The 17,923-nt window shown below is 38.5% G+C and carries 17 protein-coding genes; 9 read left to right on the top strand and 8 right to left on the bottom strand.

Annotation, left to right across the window (positions count from 1 at the left end):
• The first annotated feature begins 31 nt into the window (after positions 1-31).
• Both sstT and H4J62_RS04260 read left to right on the top strand, forming a co-directional pair.
• Entirely contained in the window at positions 32-1,270 is a 1,239-nt protein-coding gene (sstT, locus tag H4J62_RS04265; RefSeq protein WP_182215661.1) for a serine/threonine transporter SstT, read from the top strand.
• Between the two features lie 317 nt (positions 1,271-1,587).
• Positions 1,588-2,157: an alkylphosphonate utilization protein gene (locus H4J62_RS04260; protein ID WP_070374039.1), complete on the top strand. Its 570-nt coding sequence runs from the start codon at positions 1,588-1,590 to the stop codon at positions 2,155-2,157.
• 111 nt (positions 2,158-2,268) lie between these two features.
• On the opposite strand, the gene H4J62_RS04255 is transcribed toward H4J62_RS04260, so the two are convergent.
• On the bottom strand, positions 2,269-2,721 hold the full coding sequence (locus H4J62_RS04255) for an isoprenylcysteine carboxylmethyltransferase family protein (protein WP_182215663.1): 453 nt from the start codon (positions 2,719-2,721) through the stop codon (positions 2,269-2,271).
• Positions 2,722-2,924: 203 nt separating this feature from the next.
• Between H4J62_RS04255 and H4J62_RS04250 the strand changes: the two genes are divergently transcribed.
• Positions 2,925-3,821, top strand: coding sequence for a DMT family transporter (locus H4J62_RS04250; RefSeq protein WP_182215665.1), 897 nt, complete (start codon positions 2,925-2,927; stop codon positions 3,819-3,821).
• Positions 3,811-4,260: a GNAT family N-acetyltransferase gene (locus H4J62_RS04245; protein WP_259364748.1), complete on the top strand. Its 450-nt coding sequence runs from the start codon at positions 3,811-3,813 to the stop codon at positions 4,258-4,260. Before H4J62_RS04250 ends, H4J62_RS04245 begins: the two co-directional genes overlap by 11 nt.
• Before the next feature lie 158 nt (positions 4,261-4,418).
• On the opposite strand, the gene H4J62_RS04240 is transcribed toward H4J62_RS04245, so the two are convergent.
• The 4 genes from H4J62_RS04240 to H4J62_RS04225 form a co-directional block, all read right to left on the bottom strand.
• Entirely contained in the window at positions 4,419-5,777 is a 1,359-nt protein-coding gene (locus tag H4J62_RS04240; protein WP_182215667.1) for a M20/M25/M40 family metallo-hydrolase, read from the bottom strand.
• Positions 5,778-5,809: 32 nt separating this feature from the next.
• Positions 5,810-6,343, bottom strand: a complete 534-nt coding sequence (locus H4J62_RS04235) for a YaeQ family protein (protein ID WP_070374034.1) — start codon at positions 6,341-6,343, stop codon at positions 5,810-5,812.
• Positions 6,344-6,421: 78 nt separating this feature from the next.
• Complete coding sequence (locus tag H4J62_RS04230) at positions 6,422-6,805, bottom strand: ribosome recycling factor family protein (RefSeq protein WP_182215669.1); 384 nt, start codon at positions 6,803-6,805, stop codon at positions 6,422-6,424.
• Positions 6,806-6,878: 73 nt separating this feature from the next.
• On the bottom strand, positions 6,879-7,646 hold the full coding sequence (locus tag H4J62_RS04225; RefSeq protein WP_220465241.1) for a hypothetical protein: 768 nt from the start codon (positions 7,644-7,646) through the stop codon (positions 6,879-6,881).
• A 326-nt stretch (positions 7,647-7,972) separates the two neighbouring features.
• Here H4J62_RS04225 and cysB point away from each other — a divergent pair, with 326 nt between their 5' ends.
• Complete coding sequence (cysB, locus tag H4J62_RS04220; protein WP_182215670.1) at positions 7,973-8,947, top strand: HTH-type transcriptional regulator CysB; 975 nt, start codon at positions 7,973-7,975, stop codon at positions 8,945-8,947.
• 373 nt (positions 8,948-9,320) lie between these two features.
• Here the strand turns inward: cysB and H4J62_RS04215 are convergent, their stop codons facing one another.
• The 3 genes from H4J62_RS04215 to pabB all read right to left on the bottom strand — a co-directional run bounded on the left by H4J62_RS04215 (position 9,321) and on the right by pabB (position 12,875).
• The gene (locus H4J62_RS04215) at positions 9,321-10,712 is read right to left on the bottom strand and encodes an L-serine ammonia-lyase (RefSeq protein WP_182215672.1); all 1,392 of its coding nucleotides are present in this window, start codon (positions 10,710-10,712) and stop codon (positions 9,321-9,323) included.
• Between the two features lie 132 nt (positions 10,713-10,844).
• A complete protein-coding gene (locus H4J62_RS04210; RefSeq protein ID WP_182215674.1) occupies positions 10,845-11,414 on the bottom strand; it encodes a CoA pyrophosphatase in 570 nt (189 codons plus the stop codon).
• 39 nt (positions 11,415-11,453) lie between these two features.
• On the bottom strand, positions 11,454-12,875 hold the full coding sequence (pabB, locus tag H4J62_RS04205; RefSeq protein ID WP_182215675.1) for an aminodeoxychorismate synthase component I: 1,422 nt from the start codon (positions 12,873-12,875) through the stop codon (positions 11,454-11,456).
• A gap of 169 nt (positions 12,876-13,044) precedes the next feature.
• Between pabB and H4J62_RS04200 the strand changes: the two genes are divergently transcribed.
• The 4 genes from H4J62_RS04200 to H4J62_RS04185 all read left to right on the top strand — a co-directional run bounded on the left by H4J62_RS04200 (position 13,045) and on the right by H4J62_RS04185 (position 17,744).
• Positions 13,045-14,568 carry a fumarate hydratase gene (locus H4J62_RS04200; RefSeq protein WP_182215677.1) on the top strand — a complete coding sequence of 508 codons (1,524 nt, stop codon included), beginning with the start codon at positions 13,045-13,047 and terminating at the stop codon, positions 14,566-14,568.
• 129 nt (positions 14,569-14,697) lie between these two features.
• Entirely contained in the window at positions 14,698-14,916 is a 219-nt protein-coding gene (locus tag H4J62_RS04195; RefSeq protein WP_070374026.1) for a TIGR02922 family protein, read from the top strand.
• 225 nt (positions 14,917-15,141) lie between these two features.
• Positions 15,142-16,494 carry a DNA recombination protein RmuC gene (locus H4J62_RS04190; RefSeq protein ID WP_259364745.1) on the top strand — a complete coding sequence of 451 codons (1,353 nt, stop codon included), beginning with the start codon at positions 15,142-15,144 and terminating at the stop codon, positions 16,492-16,494.
• 50 nt (positions 16,495-16,544) lie between these two features.
• The gene (locus H4J62_RS04185) at positions 16,545-17,744 is read left to right on the top strand and encodes a diguanylate cyclase (RefSeq protein WP_182215679.1); all 1,200 of its coding nucleotides are present in this window, start codon (positions 16,545-16,547) and stop codon (positions 17,742-17,744) included.
• The last annotated feature ends 179 nt before the right edge of the window (positions 17,745-17,923 follow it).

Here is a 17,923-nt window from a genome sequence, read left to right as displayed (position 1 = left end):
AACAAAAACAATAACTAAAATAAGACAAACTATGACAACACAAAATACCTCTGTAGAAAAAACATCACTTTTTGGTAAGCTAAAAGCTATTAACATCGTCAATCAAATCATTATTGCACTTGTTGTTGGTATTGTTTTAGCGCTTGTTTTACCTGAAGTTGCACAGTCATTTTCAATACTCGGCAGTTTATTTGTTAGTGCACTAAAAGCGGTTGCTCCTATTTTGGTGTTAGTTTTAGTCGCATCATCTATTGCTAACCAAAAACAAAATAGCGATGCTAACTTAAAACCGATTGTTGGGCTTTATTTACTCGGCACAATAAGTGCTGCGCTGGTTGCTGTAGCACTAAGCTTTGCGTTCCCGGTACAGTTAACATTAGATATTATTGGCGCAAGTGCTAATCCGCCACAAGGACTAGGTGAAGTCTTATCAACCTTAGCGTTTAAAATTGTTGATAATCCGTTTAATGCGGTTGTTACTGGAAACTTTATTGGCATTTTAGCGTGGGGCTTAGGCTTAGGTTTTGCGTTGAAAAAAGGCAGTGAATCAACGAAGGTTATGGTTCATGATTTAGCCGAAGCAATTTCAAGTGTTGTTAAATTGGTTATTCGTTTTGCACCTTTAGGTATTATGGGCTTAGTCGCTAATACGGTTGCGACCACAGGCTTTGATACCTTAGGTGAGTTTAGACACTTAGTACTGTTACTTTTGGGTTCTATGGTTATTATTGCTTTAGTGGTTAACCCGCTGATTGTTTATTTTATTACGCGTAAAAACCCTTATCCGCTAGTCTTTACTTGCTTAAAAGAATCCGGCATTACCGCTTTCTTTACGCGTAGCTCTGCAGCAAATATTCCGGTTAACATGGAACTGTGTGAAAAACTTGATTTACATGAAGATACCTATTCGGTTTCTATTCCTTTAGGTGCCACCATTAATATGGCTGGTGCGGCGATCACCATTACGGTATTAACGCTGGCTGCGGCCAATACTTTAAATATTGAAGTTGACTTTGCAACTGCTATTTTATTGAGTGTCATCGCCTCAGTATCAGCTTGTGGTGCCTCTGGTGTTGCAGGTGGTTCATTGTTACTTATTCCATTAGCCTGTGGTTTATTCGGTATAGACAGTGATATTGCTATGCAAGTAGTCGCGATAGGTTTTATTATTGGTGTTATTCAAGACTCTGCCGAAACAGCCTTAAATAGCTCTACCGATGTTATTTTCACCGCAGCCGCTTCGCATCACATCACTAAAAATCTAGAATAAATGAAGTCTTCGTTAACCACCTCATATAGAGGTGGTTGATTTTAGACCCTGAAGCTAATTAAGGGTGATAGCTTTTTTGCCACTTTATAGCCCTGCAACAAAGCTATACTTTCACTTTAATATTCAGCAACAGAGCTATACCGCCACTTTAGTATTCAGCAACTAAGCTATATGGTCACGTTTTAGCCAGAGTAAAGTGCAGCCTTTAAATAATGGCTCAGGTCAATTATTCCCCGTTTTTAATCAGCACTTTTTAAATCACTGAATTAGGAGCATAATAGCGAAAAATCTTCTTCAAAAATTAGTGAATTAATATTATGCCTACCGAAAATGCCTTAAAAGCACGCAGTAATGCTAGCTGTGAATTATGTACGTCAACTGAACAATTAGCGGTGTTTCCTGTGCCACCAACCAGCGACTTAAGTGCTCAGCAATGTGTATATCTATGTGCTACATGCACAGCACAAATTAATGGTGACACTGCAATGGATGTAAGTCACTGGCGCTGTTTGAACGACAGTATGTGGAATCAAGAACCTGCTGTGCAAGTTATGTCGTATCGCTTGCTTCATAAACTGTCAGCAGAGAGTTGGGCACAAGACGCTTTAGAAATGATTTACATGGAAGATGATGTTAAAACTTGGGCTGAGCAAGGCATTGCCGCTGCTGAGCGAGAGGGGCCAACAAGAGACAGTAATGGCACTGATTTACAAGACGGCGACGATGTTACCTTGATTAAAGATTTAAAAGTTAAAGGCGCTAACTTTACGGCTAAGCAGGGCACTATGGTGCGTGGCATTACCTTAACGGATAATCCTGAGCATATTGAAGGAAAAGTTAACGGTACACGTATTGTTTTAGTCTCGGCGTATCTGAAAAAAGCTTAAGCAAAACTTGCTGTTTATAATCGCCTTAAAAAGCTATGTAAAGTCAAAAAAAGCATCAAAGTAAGTCAGTAAAGCCCCAACATTGCGGTTTTACTGTCTTACTCATATCGTTTATAACCAACGTCTTACTTTTAGCTGATAATCACGGTATTGTTGACCAAATATTTTTGTTAACATTTTTTCTTCGGGGATTATTTGAAAACGTGTCATGTAGCCAATAAATATTAAAATAATAGGTAAAGATGCTAAATGTTGTAAGTAATAAGCGAGCGAGATCAGTGAAATCAGCATGGCTAAATACATTGGATTTCTTGAAAATGAATATATACCAGAACTTACCACGGTTGAGCTTGTTTCTGGTTTAGTGGGGTTAACAGTTGTTTTGTGTTTTTTAAAACTGACTATTGCACAAAGGCCCACAACTATCGCGATAAATAACAGCGCGAGGGCAACAGGCACATGAGCCGGCCAGCTCAAGGTGAGATCGGGTGATATTTTATAAAAAATCATCATTAATAACACGGCTATTAATATCTGCACAACGGGTATTACTTTTAACTCCATGATTTACCTTAAGCTTAAAAAGTTTATTGGCTGTTATTTTAGCAGGTATTAGTGGCTATTAAGCACACTATTCGATAAGTTTATTTTTAGGTGTTATTGACGTAGTCAGATAATATCGCCATTGTTCATTTGTATACTCGTTATGTTTCTTTAGCTTTCTTCCTGTTAAATTTTCAATATAGTACCGATAAAGGATTTATGAAATGTCAGTCCCCATCGCTTATTTTGCCGTTATTCTTATCTGGTCAACAACACCTCTAGCGATAGTGTGGAGCAGTGAAACTATTCATCCAACCTTAGCGGTTTTGTTGCGGATGCTGATTGCGGTTGTACCTGGTTGGTTAATACTGAAAGCTTTTCGTATTGAGCTTCCTTGGCATAAAAGTGCGCTTAAACTTTATAGTTTTTCAGCGATAGGTATTTTTGGTGGGATGTTATTTGCGTATTTAGCCGCTGGCTACATTTCTTCTGGGCTGATGTCGTTAATGTTCGGCTTGGCACCTATTTTATCTGGGGTACTAAGTCAGCGCATTTTGGCTGAGTCTGCATTATCACCAGCAAAAAAAATAGCATTGGCGATCGCTATTTGCGGCTTAGCTACGGTATGTTTTGATAAAATATCACTTAAAGATGATGGATATATTGGCATTATCGCGGTATTGATTGCTGTTTCATTTTTTAGTTTAAGTGGTGTATTGGTAAAAAGTGTTGAAGTTGCTATAAACCCTATGGCAACAACCCTAGGTTCACTATTATTAAGTCTGCCTTTATTTATCTTAGTTTGGCTTATTTTCGATGGCAATATTGCGCATCAAACATGGAGTAACAAATCAATATTAAGTGTCGTTTATCTTGGTGTTATTGGCTCTTTAGTGGGCTTTATTGCTTATTTCTATATATTACAACGCCTAAAAGCGAGTACGGTGGCATTGATCACTATGATCACCCCAGTGATTGCCATTTCACTGGGGTTACTATTAAATAATGAAACAATTAATATTAATTTAATCGTTGGCGCATTAGCTATCATTGCTGGTTTAGCTATTTATCAATGGGGCGATTTAGTGATTAAACACCATCGTAATAAATATGATCACTGATGAAAAAGTAACCATAGGATTTCGACAAGCCCAGCAGAGTGATATAGGCTATTTATTACAATTAAGAAAAGCCTCAATGGGTGAACATCTTATTGCCGCAGGTTTGGATTTATCTGATCAGCAACACCTTGCACGAGTGAATGAATTTTTTGCAGATTCAACTATTATCTTGATGAACAATGCCCCGATAGGCTTAATAAAAATAGCAGTTTTAGCGGATAAGTTACACATCAGGCAGCTACAAATTATACCTATACATCAAGGAAAAGGAATTGGTGGTAAGGTTTTAGCCTTAATTAAAAGAAAAGCAAAAGAGTTAAAACTACCAATAACATTAAATGTTTTGTTAGCAAATCCGGTTATTTCTTTATATTTACGCCATGGTTTTGTTGTCACTGGCCAGAATAAAGTTGAGTATCAAATGTGCTGGTTACAATAAAATAAGGCCAGTAATTAACAAATCACTGACCTTATGTTCAGGATGAACGGTATGTCACGATGCCATGGATGGCAAGGAGTGACGATGTTCAGGATGAACGGTATGTCACGATGCCATGGATGGCAAGGAGTGACGATGTTCAGGATGAACGGTCAAACTTAGTAGATTTTACCACTCGCTCGAACGGTGTTTACATCAATACGTGTTGGGGTAATACTGCCATCAACTAGTCCTTGCGTAGCCACTGATAACGACTCAATAACCTGATACATCGACGCTAAGTCTAGGCTGCTAATATCATCAGACGTTTTATGATAATGCTGGTCTTTATCAAGTTGGGTACTACTAAAACTGTGAGCTGGAACACCTAAACGGGCAAGTGTTGCATTGTCTGAACGATAAAATAAACCCTGTTCAGGGTAAGGGTCTTGGTAAATCTCACTGTTTTTAGCCGCTAAGCTGACGTTAAGTAATTCACCTAAATTTGAACGCTCCATTCCTGTCATCCAAACTGAACCAGCGCCAAACTTTGAAGGTTTACCTATCATCTCAATGTTTATCATTGCCACAACGTTGTTAGGATCTAGTTGTTGTGAAAAATATTTAGAGCCAAAGCCACCAATTTCTTCGGCGGTAAAAGCACTAAACATTAAGGTTCTTTTGTTCTCACCTTGATGGGCATAGTGTTGTGCCAGATTAATAACAGCAGAGGTGCCCGACGCATCGTCATCAGCACCATTAAAAACCTCTTTACCATCAGCCGTTACACCTAAATGATCATAGTGTGATGAATATAAAACCACTTCTTTTGCTGTCGCTGGATTTTTATCTTTACCCGGTAGTATCGCAACAATATTGGTTAAGGTTTTTTCAGTTATCGAAGTACTCGCGTTAACGTCTACCGTGGTAATTTCATTATCATCGGCTAAAACCATAACAATAGCCCCTTGGTGCTCAAGGTTAAGCTTAGTTAAGCCTCGTTGAAAGTAACCTCGGTAACCGGCAAAGGTTTTAGCGTGAGCGCTATGGATAATAACCAGATGCTGGCCACCGTCATTATTCATTTTACCAAGGGCCGCGCGCATATCATCCGCTTCAGCAATAATATGGGTGTTAACATTTTCAAGGCTCTGCCATGAAAGCGTGGCCATAGTACTTGCCATGCCTAAGTTAGCGTCAGCAATAGTCTTACCATTTAAGGTCACCGTTAATGCTGTTGGCATAATACTGGTTACATTAAATGTTTGTTTGAAATCTTTATTGCCTACCATTGGGCTTAGTCCAATTTCGGTAAACCTTTGGCTAATATAATCACCCGCTTGGTCAATACCAACAGAGAAGCTGGCTCGGCCTTTTAAATCGTCACTTGCGAGATAAGTAATATCTTTAATAACTTGTTCCGATGACATTTCAGCAATTTTGGCTTTAGGTGATTCAGGCTCACTGCATGCCGAAAGGAGTGTAATGCCAGTAAAAAGAGCTAAAGTTAAGCGGCTTTTAGTAAGGTGACTTTTCATGCTTATTATTTCCCTATCCATGTTGGTATTAATTATTGTAATTTTGTTGTCTCAATTAACAGTGTTTCATCACCGGCAGTTAACCATAATTGGCCATCTTGGATACTGCACTGAAAGTCCATAGAGCGACCAGCAAGTTTTGCTAATGCATCACAGGTTTCTTGGCTAATGAGCTCAATGGAAAGTTTATTGAGTAGACGTAATTTGTTTTGCGACTGTTTCCACCAGGTTTCAGCACTGCTGCCATAAGCATAAAGAATCACTTTTTGGGCACGATTACAGGCTTTTTTGAGACGTTTTTCATCCAGTTGCCCAAGCTCTATCCATAGCTCAATCACTTCAGAGTAATTAATTTGCCACAGAGCCGCTTCTTCTTCGTCACTTACACCCTTACCAAACTGCAAATGTTCATTTGCATTTAAAATAAAAGCTAACAAGCGCACCATCATACGAATATCTGTTTCTGAAGGATGTTGGGCGATGGTTAAATTGAGGGTGTCGTAGTAATTTCTGTCCATATCTGACAGTTGTATACTGGCTTTATTTATTGTTGCTTTTAGTGCCATGATTATCCGTAAAGTAAGAAATGCTAATTCAGCTTATAATACTCGTATAACATCAAGGAATACAGCAGGTAAGTGCTTTTATTCGACCAACCACTCTAATTCATCAATGACTTTTCTGGCTTCAGCAATCGTGCAATCAGTGCGAGCCATCAATTGGTTAACAGTAATGTCTGACTTTAATTTAGCAATACGCATAAGTTCATCGTGACTAAGTGCCTGCCTTTGACTCATTAAGTAATTAACTAGCCACTGCCAACTCGGCTCTTCTGAGTCTTGTATAAAAGCGACAACGTGTTCTAGTTGTTCAAAGCTAGCTTTGAGCTGCCAATTGCGTGAACGGCCAATTCTATAAAGCTCACAGCCACTAGCTCTTATTCCTGCTTTTAACGCATAAGCTTTTATTACTTTTCTAAGCAATGAGGGCAGATTAATGACAGGTATATGATTCGGCGATGTTTTCATAAGGAGCGAGTAACGTTAACAGAGAATAAAAAAACCAGCAAAATGCTGGTTTCAGTTTACTAATAATAGTTGATTACCATTTTTTCTTCGGTTGAAATAATAAGTCTAAATCATCTTCTTGATCTTTGGCTTTTTTCGCTGCATCTTTAGCATTAGTGCTTTTAAGTGCATCGGTTATTTCTTCAAGTTGGATCTCAACCTCAGCTTTTTTACTGACGGTATATTCTGTTTGCGAAGGATGAGCGGACAATGTTTGCAAAGCTTTCTCAAAATATTGGCGCGCTGAACCTAACATTTCTTTTTGGTAAGCCATATTGCCACGTTTTAGCAGGCTTTCAACACCAATCTGTAGTTGCATAGCATCAAGCTTTTTATCTTCATGGGTAAATGTTTGTGCGTCTAAAGCTCCTTTTACTTGCTCTGACTTAAGTGTAGCTCGTAATTTTTTAATACATTGCAAAATACTGACGAGTTGTTGTTCATTATCAGGGAGAAGGAATGGTTCCTCTTGTCCTGAAGTTGAAGCCGCAAGTTCTTGTGACGCCTTCAACCTTGCCTCAATTTCATTCACTTTACCTTTAATTTGTTTTGAATCAGGTAAAATTGATCTCATCGCTTTTGCTGCGGTTAAACTGCGTCGATTAAGAATGTTGACGATGCCAGGATTACTGGGCAGGTTAGCAAGATGAAGAATAAGGTCTTCACTTTCATCTATAATTGCTTTTTGCTTAGCCGCTTTTGTGCGTTTGTCTTTTTCTTGTTTTTCTTTGTGCTGTTGAATTGCGCCAACACTCACAACTATAATGATTAATGCGATAATTAAAGCAATGATAATGCCCATAATGTTAACTACTCGTCTGTTAAAATAGAAATATCTTTTATGCAGTCTACAAAAAATGGACACATTAGCATAGCCTTATATCAACCTTTTATCTCTGATACTAATGAAGGCTATTTATATAACTTTTTATTTTGAATAAAAAACTTCATTTTATCCTATAAAAGTCATTTTTAACTTAGTTACGTGGTTTTTGTTGTAATAATCCTACATTTTTAAATTAAATCTCGCATATAAGCAGAATAATGAAAATTAATATGGAATAAGTCTTCATTTAAGTATATATTTTTTGCATAAGCAATCAGCATCAAAAATTTTGAAGTATAATTATGAAACTGCAACAACTGCGCTATATTGTTGAAGTACTCAACAATAATTTAAATGTCTCTGCAACAGCAGAAAGTTTATTCACCTCTCAACCGGGCATAAGCAAGCAAGTTCGCATGCTAGAAGATGAACTCGGTATTCAAATATTCGGCCGCAGTGGCAAACATTTAACCCATGTTACTGCCCCAGGCAATGAAGTTATTAATATTGCCACAGAAATTCTCTCTAAAGTTGAAGCGATTAAAGCGGTTGCGCGTGAGCATACTCAACCCGATGAAGGTAAATTACGTATATCAACCACGCATACCCAAGCGCGATATGCATTGCCTGAAGTGATCAAAGGCTTTATGAAAAAGTATTCAAAAGTTTCTTTGCAAATGTCTCAGGGAACGCCAGCGCAAATTAGTGATGCCGCAGGCAAAGGTGACGCAGATTTTGCCATTGCGACGGAATCATTACACTTGTATAACGATTTAGTGATGTTACCTTGTTATCACTGGAATCGCAGTATAATAGTGCGACCCGATCATCCCTTAGCTAAAAAACAAGGCATTACTATTGAAGACTTAGCCAAGTATTCATTAGTGACTTATGTGTTCGGTTTTACTGGACGTTCAGAGCTTGATATTGCTTTTAATAGTCTTGGAGTAGAGCCTAAAATTGCTTTTACTGCCACCGATGCTGATGTAATTAAAACATATGTGCGTTTAGGTGTTGGCGTTGGTGTGATTGCTACTATGGCTATCGACCCTAGAATTGATAGTGATTTAGTGGCTATTGATGCCAGTCATTTATTTAATTCAAGTACCACTAAAATAGGCTTTAGACGCGGTACTTTCTTACGTGGTTACATGTTTGATTTTATTGAGCGTTTTGCTCCTCATTTAAATCGTGATTTAGTCACTAAAGCTGTTTTATTGAAAAATAATGCTGAAATAGATGAGATGTTTGCAAATATTAAGTTGCCTGTTCGTTAAAGCAGCTGCGATATAAATCAATAAACACATAAAAGCGACTGATATCAGTCGCTTTTTTATGTTCAGGATGAACGGTATGTCGTGATGCCAATTATGTAAAGTATGGCAAGGAACGACGAATGTTCAGGATGAAGGGTATGTCGTGGTGGCAATTATGTAAAGTATGGCAAGGAACGACGAATGTTCAGGATGAAGGGTATGTCGTGGTGGCAATTATGTAAAGTATGGCAAGGAACGACGAATGTTCAGGATGGCCTTTCTCAGACATCCTGTATTTCAAAGCATAAGTGTTTCGCTGCACGGCGATAGCAAGGAACGACAAATGTTCAGCCATTAACCCTTTGTCCGTTGCAGCTTTGGGATTAAAAACGTCTTAACATTCAGTAATGTTGACCGCTAAGCCGCCACGAGAAGTTTCTTTATATTTGGTTTTCATATCGTTGCCGGTTTCCCACATGGTTTTAATCACTTTATCCAGCGGGACTTTTTGATTACCGGTGCCGCGTAAAGCTAAACGCGATGCGTTGATCGCTTTTACCGAGCCCATAGCGTTACGTTCGATACAAGGAACTTGAACTAAGCCACCAACAGGGTCACAGGTTAATCCTAAATTGTGCTCCATACCGATTTCTGCCGCGTTTTCTACTTTACTTGGCGAACCACCCATAATTTCAGTTAATGCGCCAGCTGCCATAGAACAAGCTACGCCAACCTCACCTTGACAGCCCACTTCAGCACCAGAAATTGACGCGTTAGTTTTATATAAAATACCAATGGCTGCGGCAGTTAATAAATAGCGTACACAGGTATCTTCATCAACAGGTCTAACAAACTTATCGTAGTAGCATAATACGGCAGGTATAATACCGGCTGCACCATTGGTTGGCGCCGTTACAACACGACTACCTGCGGCATTTTCTTCATTAACTGCAAGAGCAAATAAGTTAACCCAGTCCATCGCTATAAGCGGATCGTTGTTATTTTCAACTGATAATGCTTTATAAAGGGCAGGGGCTCTGCGCGCAACTTTTAAGCCACCGGGTAAAATACCTTCTGTTTTAATACCACGGTCAACACAATCTTTCATTGCTTGCCAGATATTAACTAGTTTAGCCCTAACCGTGGCTTCATCGGCTAAGCACTTCTCATTATTCATCATGATGGTACTGATCCTGAGATTTTTCTCATTAGCTTCGTTGATAAGCTCAGTCGCTGATGAGAAATAATGAGGACGTTTGATATTGTTGTGCAGAGATAATGCTTTATCTTTTTCTTTTTCAAAGTCGCGGGCGTTAACAATAAAGCCGCCACCGATTGAATAATATGTTTGCTCTAGTAATAACGTACTTTCTTTTCCTGGGATATCTTCAAAGGCAAAAATAGTCATGGCATTTGAATGAGCAGGTAACGTTTTACGGCGATGATAAATAATTGCATCATTTTTAGGGAATGATACTAAGTGCTCGCCATTAAGCGAAATTTTTTGACTAGCCACTACGGCTTCTAGAATTGAATCAATAGCGTCGACGGCAATCGTATCCGGATTTTCGCCAGACAGACCTAAAATTACCGCTTTGCCGGTACCATGGCCAATACCTGTTTGCCCTAACGAACCAAAAAGTTCACATTTTACCCGCGTTGTTTGGGTTAATTTATGCTCATCTTTAAGTTGTTCAACAAACAATTTCGCTGCTTTCATTGGACCTACAGTGTGAGAGCTTGACGGGCCAATGCCAATAGAAAACATATCAAATACACTAATCATACTAAAACCTGAATTTATTTTGATAAAATTATCAAAAGATGGAATTATCTTCGGTAATTGTAACTGAAAGCTACCACCATGAAAAACAATAATAGTTTAATTATAGTTGATATTAATTAAAAACCTAAAGGTTCAAGATAATTGAATGGCCAAATCTTTCAGCATTACCGCGGTTGCGCCCCATATATTATGGTGTTCGAAAGGCATAAAGTGAATTGAAAAGGGTTTGCGATGACGCTCAATGGTCACCATGTAGTGATTATTAAAATCTAGAAAATGTTGTAATGGCACCTGAAATATTTCAGCAACTTCATTTTTATCGATCACATAATTTTGTTTTTTATCAATAAAAGCAATGATGGGCGTAACCACATAACCACTGATTGTTTCATAAGGAAGTAATTGGCCAACAATATTAATGTTGTTACTATTTAAACCAATCTCTTCTTCAGCTTCTCTTATGGCGGTGCTAATAAAGCTTGTATCAAAGTCTTCCATTTTTCCACCGGGAAAACTGATTTGCCCAGGATGATGTTTTAAATGACTAGCACGTTTTGTTAACACAACAGAGAGTTGTTTATTCTCTTCTATTAGCGCGATTAACACGGCTGCAGGTTTTAGTGCGCCAAGGTGCTGGTATTGATGGAGGGAAACATCAAGTGTTGAAAATTGAAAGTTTTGTAAAAAATCATGCTTGTTCATTATAAATCCATCAATGGCGAAAGCCAAAACTACAATAAGTTAAAGCGCTGATAACACAGGTAATATTTTGTTTACTTTATCAAAGGTTTCTTGATATTCAGCGTCAACTTTTGAATCAGCTACTACGCCACCACCGGCCCAGCAATAAATGATACTCGCTTTGGTCGCGTTATTTTTTTCGCACAGTAGGGTACGTATAGTAATGCTAGTGTCCATATTGCCACAAGCAGAAATATAACCAATAGAACCACAATAAATACTTCGTTGATGAGGCTCTAATTCATCAATTATTTCCATGGCTCTTATTTTTGGAGCGCCAGTAATTGAACCGCCAGGAAATGAAGCCGCTAATAAATCAGTCGCTTGATAAGGTTGTGCTAACTCACCTTCAACGGTGCTAACTAAGTGATGAACCGCAGGGAAACTTTCAATATTAAACAACTTAGGAACTTTTACCGAGCCAGCAATACAGACTTTACTGATATCATTTCTCAGTAAATCAACAATCATTAAGTTTTCGGCACGGTCTTTTTCTGAGTGCTGTAAATCAACTGAGTTTTGTTGGTCTATGACGGCATCATCACTTCGCGGTTTAGTGCCTTTTATCGGCTTACTTTGTACTTTACGCCCTGCTTTTTGTAAAAATCGTTCAGGAGAAATACTAAGAATACTGGCTTTTTCAAAACGTAAAAAAGCAGAAAACGGTGCTTTATTTTTATCACGTAACGCGCAATAAGCTTCGAATTCATCACCTTGATATTGAGCACTAAAGCGTTGTGCTAAATTAATTTGGTAGCAATCTCCAGACAATAAGTAGTCTTGTATGCGCTTAAATTTTTCATCATAACGCGCTTTACTCATATTCGACTGCCAGTCGGTCATTAATGAAAACTTTTCTTTTACTTGTGTGGCTTTCTTTATCAAAGCTAACTGCTGATTTATTGCTTTTGTTAGGCTTTCTCGTTGTGGTTGCGGGCAAACCAACCAAAACTGTTGAGCTTGGTGATCAAAGATTAAGGCCTGAAAATAAAGCCCTATCGACATGTCGGCTAAATCTATATCTTGCGTTGTTTGATGAGGCAAGTTCTCAAAACGTCTGCCTAAATCGTAAGAAAAGTAACCGACACTGCCGCCATTAAAAGGTAAGTGGCTGGTGGCAACGGTTATGTTGTTGAAGCATTGTTGTTGAATTTCTTTTAACAGCGTTAATGGATTTTGATGACTGATTTGTTTTTTGTCCTCTTTTAACCACCGTACTTCAGTTTGATCGCCGCGAGTAGTTAGCGTAATTTCGGGTTGCCAAACCAGAATATCAAAGTTGCTATCAACGTGGGCAGGTGACTGTTGTTCACCACAAGAGTCAAGCCACATCGCCCAAGGTTGATGACTAAAAGCTGAAAATAAAGCTTTTACATCGATAGATTTTTCTACAGTAAAATGCTGGGCAGAAATAGTGAACATGACAGGTTTTACTCGATAATATTGTGGAAGCTCGTTAACAAGAAGGGTATGATATCTGCAAATTTATAACTTTCAACCATTTTCAGCTTCCCTCGTTTATCTATAATTTCAGGTAAGTAGGTAAATGCCGTTGAACTACATCTGTCGATCTGCATAAAAAGAGACCCTCATGACTATCATTAAACAACAAGATTTAATTGAAAGTATTGCCGATGCATTACAGTACATTTCTTATTATCACCCTTTAGACTTTATTCAAGCGCTTGAAAAAGCCTATCATAAAGAAGAAAGCAGCGCAGCTAAAGACGCTATTGCTCAGATCTTAATTAATTCTAGAATGTCAGCCCATGGCCAGCGTCCTATTTGTCAAGATACCGGCATAGTGACTTGCTTTGTTAAAGTGGGTATGGATGTTCAGTGGGACAAAACTGACTTAACAGTTCAGCAAATGGTTGATGAAGGTACTCGCAGAGCTTACTTAAATCCAGACAACCCATTGCGCGCTTCTATTGTAAAAGACCCCGCTGGCGCGCGTATTAATACTAAAGATAATACACCATCTGTTGTTCATATCGATATGGTTGCCGGTGGTGGCGTCGATATCATGATCGCAGCGAAAGGCGGCGGTAGTGAAAACAAATCTAAAATGGTGATGTTAAATCCTAGTGATTCAATCGCTGACTGGGTAGTTAAAACACTACCATCAATGGGCGCAGGTTGGTGTCCACCGGGAATGTTAGGCATAGGTATCGGCGGAACAGCAGAAAAAGCAGGGGTACTTGCCAAAGAAAGTTTAATGGAACCGGTAGATATTCAAGACCTTATTGACCGTGGTGCTGAAACAGCCGAAGAAAAGCTGCGTCTAGAAATTTTCGAGCGTGTTAATAAATTAGGTATTGGCGCACAAGGTCTTGGCGGTTTAACGACGGTTGTAGACATTAAAATTATGTCAGCACCCACCCACGCTGCATCAAAACCTGTGGTGATGATACCCAATTGTGCGGCAACGCGTCATGTTCATTTTCACTTAGATGGTTCTGGTCCGGCTAACTTAACACCACCAAAATTAGAAGATTGGCCAGAAATAACTTGGGAAGTCGGTGAAAACGTACGTCGTGTTAATGTTGATACCTTGAAAAAATCCGATATCAGTAGCTGGAAAACCGGTGAAACTGTATTATTGAGCGGGACTATCTTAACCGGACGTGATGCTGCCCATAAACGTATTCAAGATATGCTAGCCAAGGGCGAAAAGTTACCAGTAGACTTTACTGACAAGTTTATTTACTACGTAGGTCCTGTCGATGCTATTGGCGATGAAGCAGTTGGCCCAGCTGGCCCAACGACAGCAACACGCATGGATAAATTTACAGAAATGATGCTCTCTGAAACAGGGTTACTTGGCACTATCGGCAAGGCTGAACGAGGTGCCGAGACCGTTGAAACCATCAAAAACCATAAGTCAGTTTATCTAATGGCCGTCGGTGGTGCTGCATACTTAGTATCAAAAGCTATTAAAAAAGCAAGAGTTGTTGCTTTTGAAGATATGGGGATGGAAGCTATTTACGAATTCGAAGTTGAAGATATGCCAGTCACTGTAGCTGTTGATAGCCAAGGAGAGTCGGCTCATGTCACGGGTCCTGCTATTTGGAAAGCTAAGATTGAAGTGCAAGATGCCAAATCAAAAAATTAATTGATGCTTGTGTAAGCAAATAATTTTAAAACAAGCGCCTTAGGGCGCTTTTTTATTGACGATAATAAGTTGAAAATTTTGTCTATACTAAAAGAACATTAATAAAATTAAGTTTTGAAAACATTAACTATGACTAACACTAACCTGCGCACTGTTACTATTATTTATTATATTGAAGATTCACTTGAGTTAATGCACTTTGTTGGACAATTTGCAGAAAATGCCAGTGGGCGGGTCATTATTCCGGAAAAATTTAAAGAAGATAAATCGATTGTTGCTGTGTGTGATGGAGAAATAACCATTCTTAATAAAGTTGGCGATCGCATTCATCTTATTAATGATTATTAAATATGGACTTGTTAATGAACAAGCTTAGAATAAACTTAACCTGAGTATATTTCTATGGTTTAATACTGATAATATTTACAGTGTTACTGATGTGACTTTATGCCTATCGATGAACTCCTTGTTTTTTTAGAGAAAATCCCTACCGAAATTTTTATGCTGTTTAGCGTTATTCTATTGGTATTGTGTTTTTTAATCAGTTTTATAGTATTTTTTAAAATAAAAAAAATGTCACTACAGTTGTCTTTGCAACATGAAAAGTTACAGCTATTGTTTGAAAAATTAACCGTTGATAGTGAAGTCTCAAATAAATATCAACAGCAACAACAGCAGCAAACTAGCTTTAATCATCAACAATTGGCAAACCAACAAGTTGAGTTAAAGACTTATTTTGAACAACAAATCTCTGACTTTAAAATTAAGCTGTTGTATCAACATGCTGAGCAAGGTGAGAAGCAGTCATCGAGTTTACATGCAAGTAGTGAAAAGTTACACCGCGCATTACACGAGCACCAAGTCGTTTTTAATCAGAATCAGCTAAAATCGGTTGATCAACTTGTTGAACACCTAAATCGAGTGACGCACATTAGCCGCGAAGAGTTAACTAAGTCATTGCAAGCATCGAGTGAGCAAATGGCTAAACGTATTGATGGATTAACCGTCTCTACCGATAACCGCTTGAAAGAAATTAGCGGGCAAGTAGAGAAACGTTTAGCGGAAGGGTTTGAGAAAACAACAAAAACCTTTAATGATATTTTGCAACGCCTTGCCTTGATTGATGACGCGCAAAAGAAGATAACGGAACTTTCCTCAAACGTCGTCAGCTTACAAGAAGTATTAAGTGATAAGCGTTCGCGGGGGGCTTTTGGCGAAGTTCAGCTTAACAGTTTAATTCGCAACGTGATCCCCGAGCAAAACTTTTCTTTACAGCACACTTTATCAAATGGAAAAATTGCTGATTGTATTTTATTTTTACCTGAGCCAACCGGTAATGTCGTTATTGACTCTAAGTTCCCTTTAGAAAACTATAAGAAAATGCTGGATAACCAATTAGGGGTACATGACCGAAAATCGGCAGAGCGTCAGTTTAAACTCGACATAAAAAAACATATTAACGATATTAGTTCTAAATACTTAATTGAAAAAGAAACCGCCGACGGCGCTATTATGTTTATTCCTGCAGAAGCTATCTTTGCTGAAATTCATGCACATCAAGGTGACTTAGTTGATTACGCCAATAAAAAGCGAGTATGGCTGGCATCGCCAACCACGTTAATGGCTATATTAACAACGTCACGCTCGGTACTAAAAGATGAAGCAACCCGTAAGCAAATACATGTTATTCAAGCGCATCTCTCACACTTATCTCAGGACTTTAGTCGTTTTAAATCTCGTTTTGCCAATTTAGCAAAGCACATAGACCAAGCGGCGAGTGACGTAAAACAAATACATACCTCTGCAGATAAAATATCGTCACGCTTTGATAAAATTGAACAGGTTGAGTTGAAAAATGAAAGTGATGAAAAGCCCACTGGTACAGACAGTAAAATAGATAATGAGCAAGCTCTACCTGTTGTTTAACCTGATTGCTTCTCTACCCTTTAGCGATAACTTAATCTAAGGAGTTAATCTTGTTGCAAAGAATTAAAGGACTAAAAACTCTGTTTATTAGTTTAGGCACAGTTGCCTTAGTTTATTTTTTGATGATGAAAAGCCAAGCTTTTTGGCTAAAGCAAGTAGTGATTGTCGAACAATTATTAGTGGTGTTCTTGGCTGTTGTGATCGTCTTTGCCAGTTATTTTAATCGTAGCAGGTTAGCCTACTTATCATTATTGTGGCTTTTATATTACGCCAGTATTACTTTTTCACCGCCTTGGTCAACTTGGTTACTGCAGCAGGGTGATTGGTTAACGTTATTTGGCTGTAGTGTTTTACTTTTATTGTCTTTGATAAAAGACCGTGGCGTCATCTCAATTCATGGTCTTTATCGATTAGTCGCTATCGCCTTAGTGGCTATCATTAGTTATGCTTGGTTAACGATGAGTGAGCCAATTATCATTTTTGTACAAACCTTTCCCCATATTGCAGGCTTTAGTAAGGTTATTCGTTTAGAGTTACCACTAGCTTTATGCACTATGGTTATTGTTTGGCGAGCAGTGATTAAAGCGGATTTAGTGACTTCAGCGGTTGCGCTTTCTTTACTGTTTTGGCTATGTTATCAATATCAATTAATTGAGCTACCGCTAAGTTTAACGCTGGCATTACTCAGTTTGTATTTCGTGTTAGTCATTGTTGTCGACGCTTATTTTCTTGCCTATCGAGATGACTTAACGGGCTTACCATCGCGTCGGGCGCTCAATCAGTTAGCCTTATCACTTGGACGAAACTACACCCTTGCTATGCTAGACATTGATCATTTTAAAAAGTTTAATGATACCTATGGCCATGATATTGGCGACCAAGTATTAAAACTAGTGGCAAAAAAAATTGGCAACGTTAAAGGGGGAGGGAAAGCATTTCGCTATGGCGGAGAAGAGTTTACCATCGTATTTACTGGTAAAACTATTGAGCAAGCCTTAACTGAGTTAGAAGCGGTACGTCAAGCTATTGAAACCTATAAAATTGTCATTCGTCAACCACAAAGAAAAACAAAACAACAACGAAACGCTAAAAAAGTAAGCAAAAATAGTGAGTTTAAAACGGTCAATGTCACTATTTCAATTGGCGTTGCAGTACGGGAAAGTAAACAAAGCTTTGAACAAGCGTTAAAGTGCTCGGATCAAGCGTTATACAAAGCTAAGAGTAAAGGGCGAAACAACGTTAGTGTTTAAAGCGGGCTAAATATGATGATTGTTTGCAAGTATAAGACTGGACCAGTAAAAATCATCGTTCACAAGCAAGGTGAACCACGCTCATGCAAAGCATCATTATTGAGCAAACCTTGCATTGTTTATTGACGTTAACGTGACCAGTGATATTATTAATCGCCACCGAGCACAAAGTACCGGCT

The organism is Colwellia sp. BRX8-5 (assembly GCF_014077325.1).
In the GTDB taxonomy this organism is placed as follows: domain Bacteria; phylum Pseudomonadota; class Gammaproteobacteria; order Enterobacterales; family Alteromonadaceae; genus Colwellia_A.
This window is presented reverse-complemented; position numbering and strand designations above follow the sequence as displayed.

Bases quoted from the DNA above. Each gene is read 5' to 3' on its own strand.
- H4J62_RS04260 (WP_070374039.1), top strand. From the start codon at position 1,588: ATGCCTACCGAAAATGCCTTAAAAGCACGCAGTAATGCTAGCTGTGAA.
- H4J62_RS04255 (WP_182215663.1), bottom strand. From the start codon at position 2,721: ATGGAGTTAAAAGTAATACCCGTTGTGCAGATATTAATAGCCGTGTTA.
- pabB (WP_182215675.1), bottom strand. From the start codon at position 12,875: ATGTTCACTATTTCTGCCCAGCATTTTACTGTAGAAAAATCTATCGAT.
- cysB (WP_182215670.1), top strand. From the start codon at position 7,973: ATGAAACTGCAACAACTGCGCTATATTGTTGAAGTACTCAACAATAAT.
- H4J62_RS04240 (WP_182215667.1), bottom strand. From the start codon at position 5,777: ATGAAAAGTCACCTTACTAAAAGCCGCTTAACTTTAGCTCTTTTTACT.
- H4J62_RS04200 (WP_182215677.1), top strand. From the start codon at position 13,045: ATGACTATCATTAAACAACAAGATTTAATTGAAAGTATTGCCGATGCA.
- H4J62_RS04215 (WP_182215672.1), bottom strand. From the start codon at position 10,712: ATGATTAGTGTATTTGATATGTTTTCTATTGGCATTGGCCCGTCAAGC.
- H4J62_RS04190 (WP_259364745.1), top strand. From the start codon at position 15,142: ATGTCACTACAGTTGTCTTTGCAACATGAAAAGTTACAGCTATTGTTT.
- sstT (WP_182215661.1), top strand. From the start codon at position 32: ATGACAACACAAAATACCTCTGTAGAAAAAACATCACTTTTTGGTAAG.
- H4J62_RS04230 (WP_182215669.1), bottom strand. From the start codon at position 6,805: ATGAAAACATCGCCGAATCATATACCTGTCATTAATCTGCCCTCATTG.
- H4J62_RS04210 (WP_182215674.1), bottom strand. From the start codon at position 11,414: ATGAACAAGCATGATTTTTTACAAAACTTTCAATTTTCAACACTTGAT.
- H4J62_RS04195 (WP_070374026.1), top strand. From the start codon at position 14,698: ATGACTAACACTAACCTGCGCACTGTTACTATTATTTATTATATTGAA.
- H4J62_RS04245 (WP_259364748.1), top strand. From the start codon at position 3,811: ATGATCACTGATGAAAAAGTAACCATAGGATTTCGACAAGCCCAGCAG.
- H4J62_RS04225 (WP_220465241.1), bottom strand. From the start codon at position 7,646: ATGGGCATTATCATTGCTTTAATTATCGCATTAATCATTATAGTTGTG.
- H4J62_RS04235 (WP_070374034.1), bottom strand. From the start codon at position 6,343: ATGGCACTAAAAGCAACAATAAATAAAGCCAGTATACAACTGTCAGAT.
- H4J62_RS04250 (WP_182215665.1), top strand. From the start codon at position 2,925: ATGTCAGTCCCCATCGCTTATTTTGCCGTTATTCTTATCTGGTCAACA.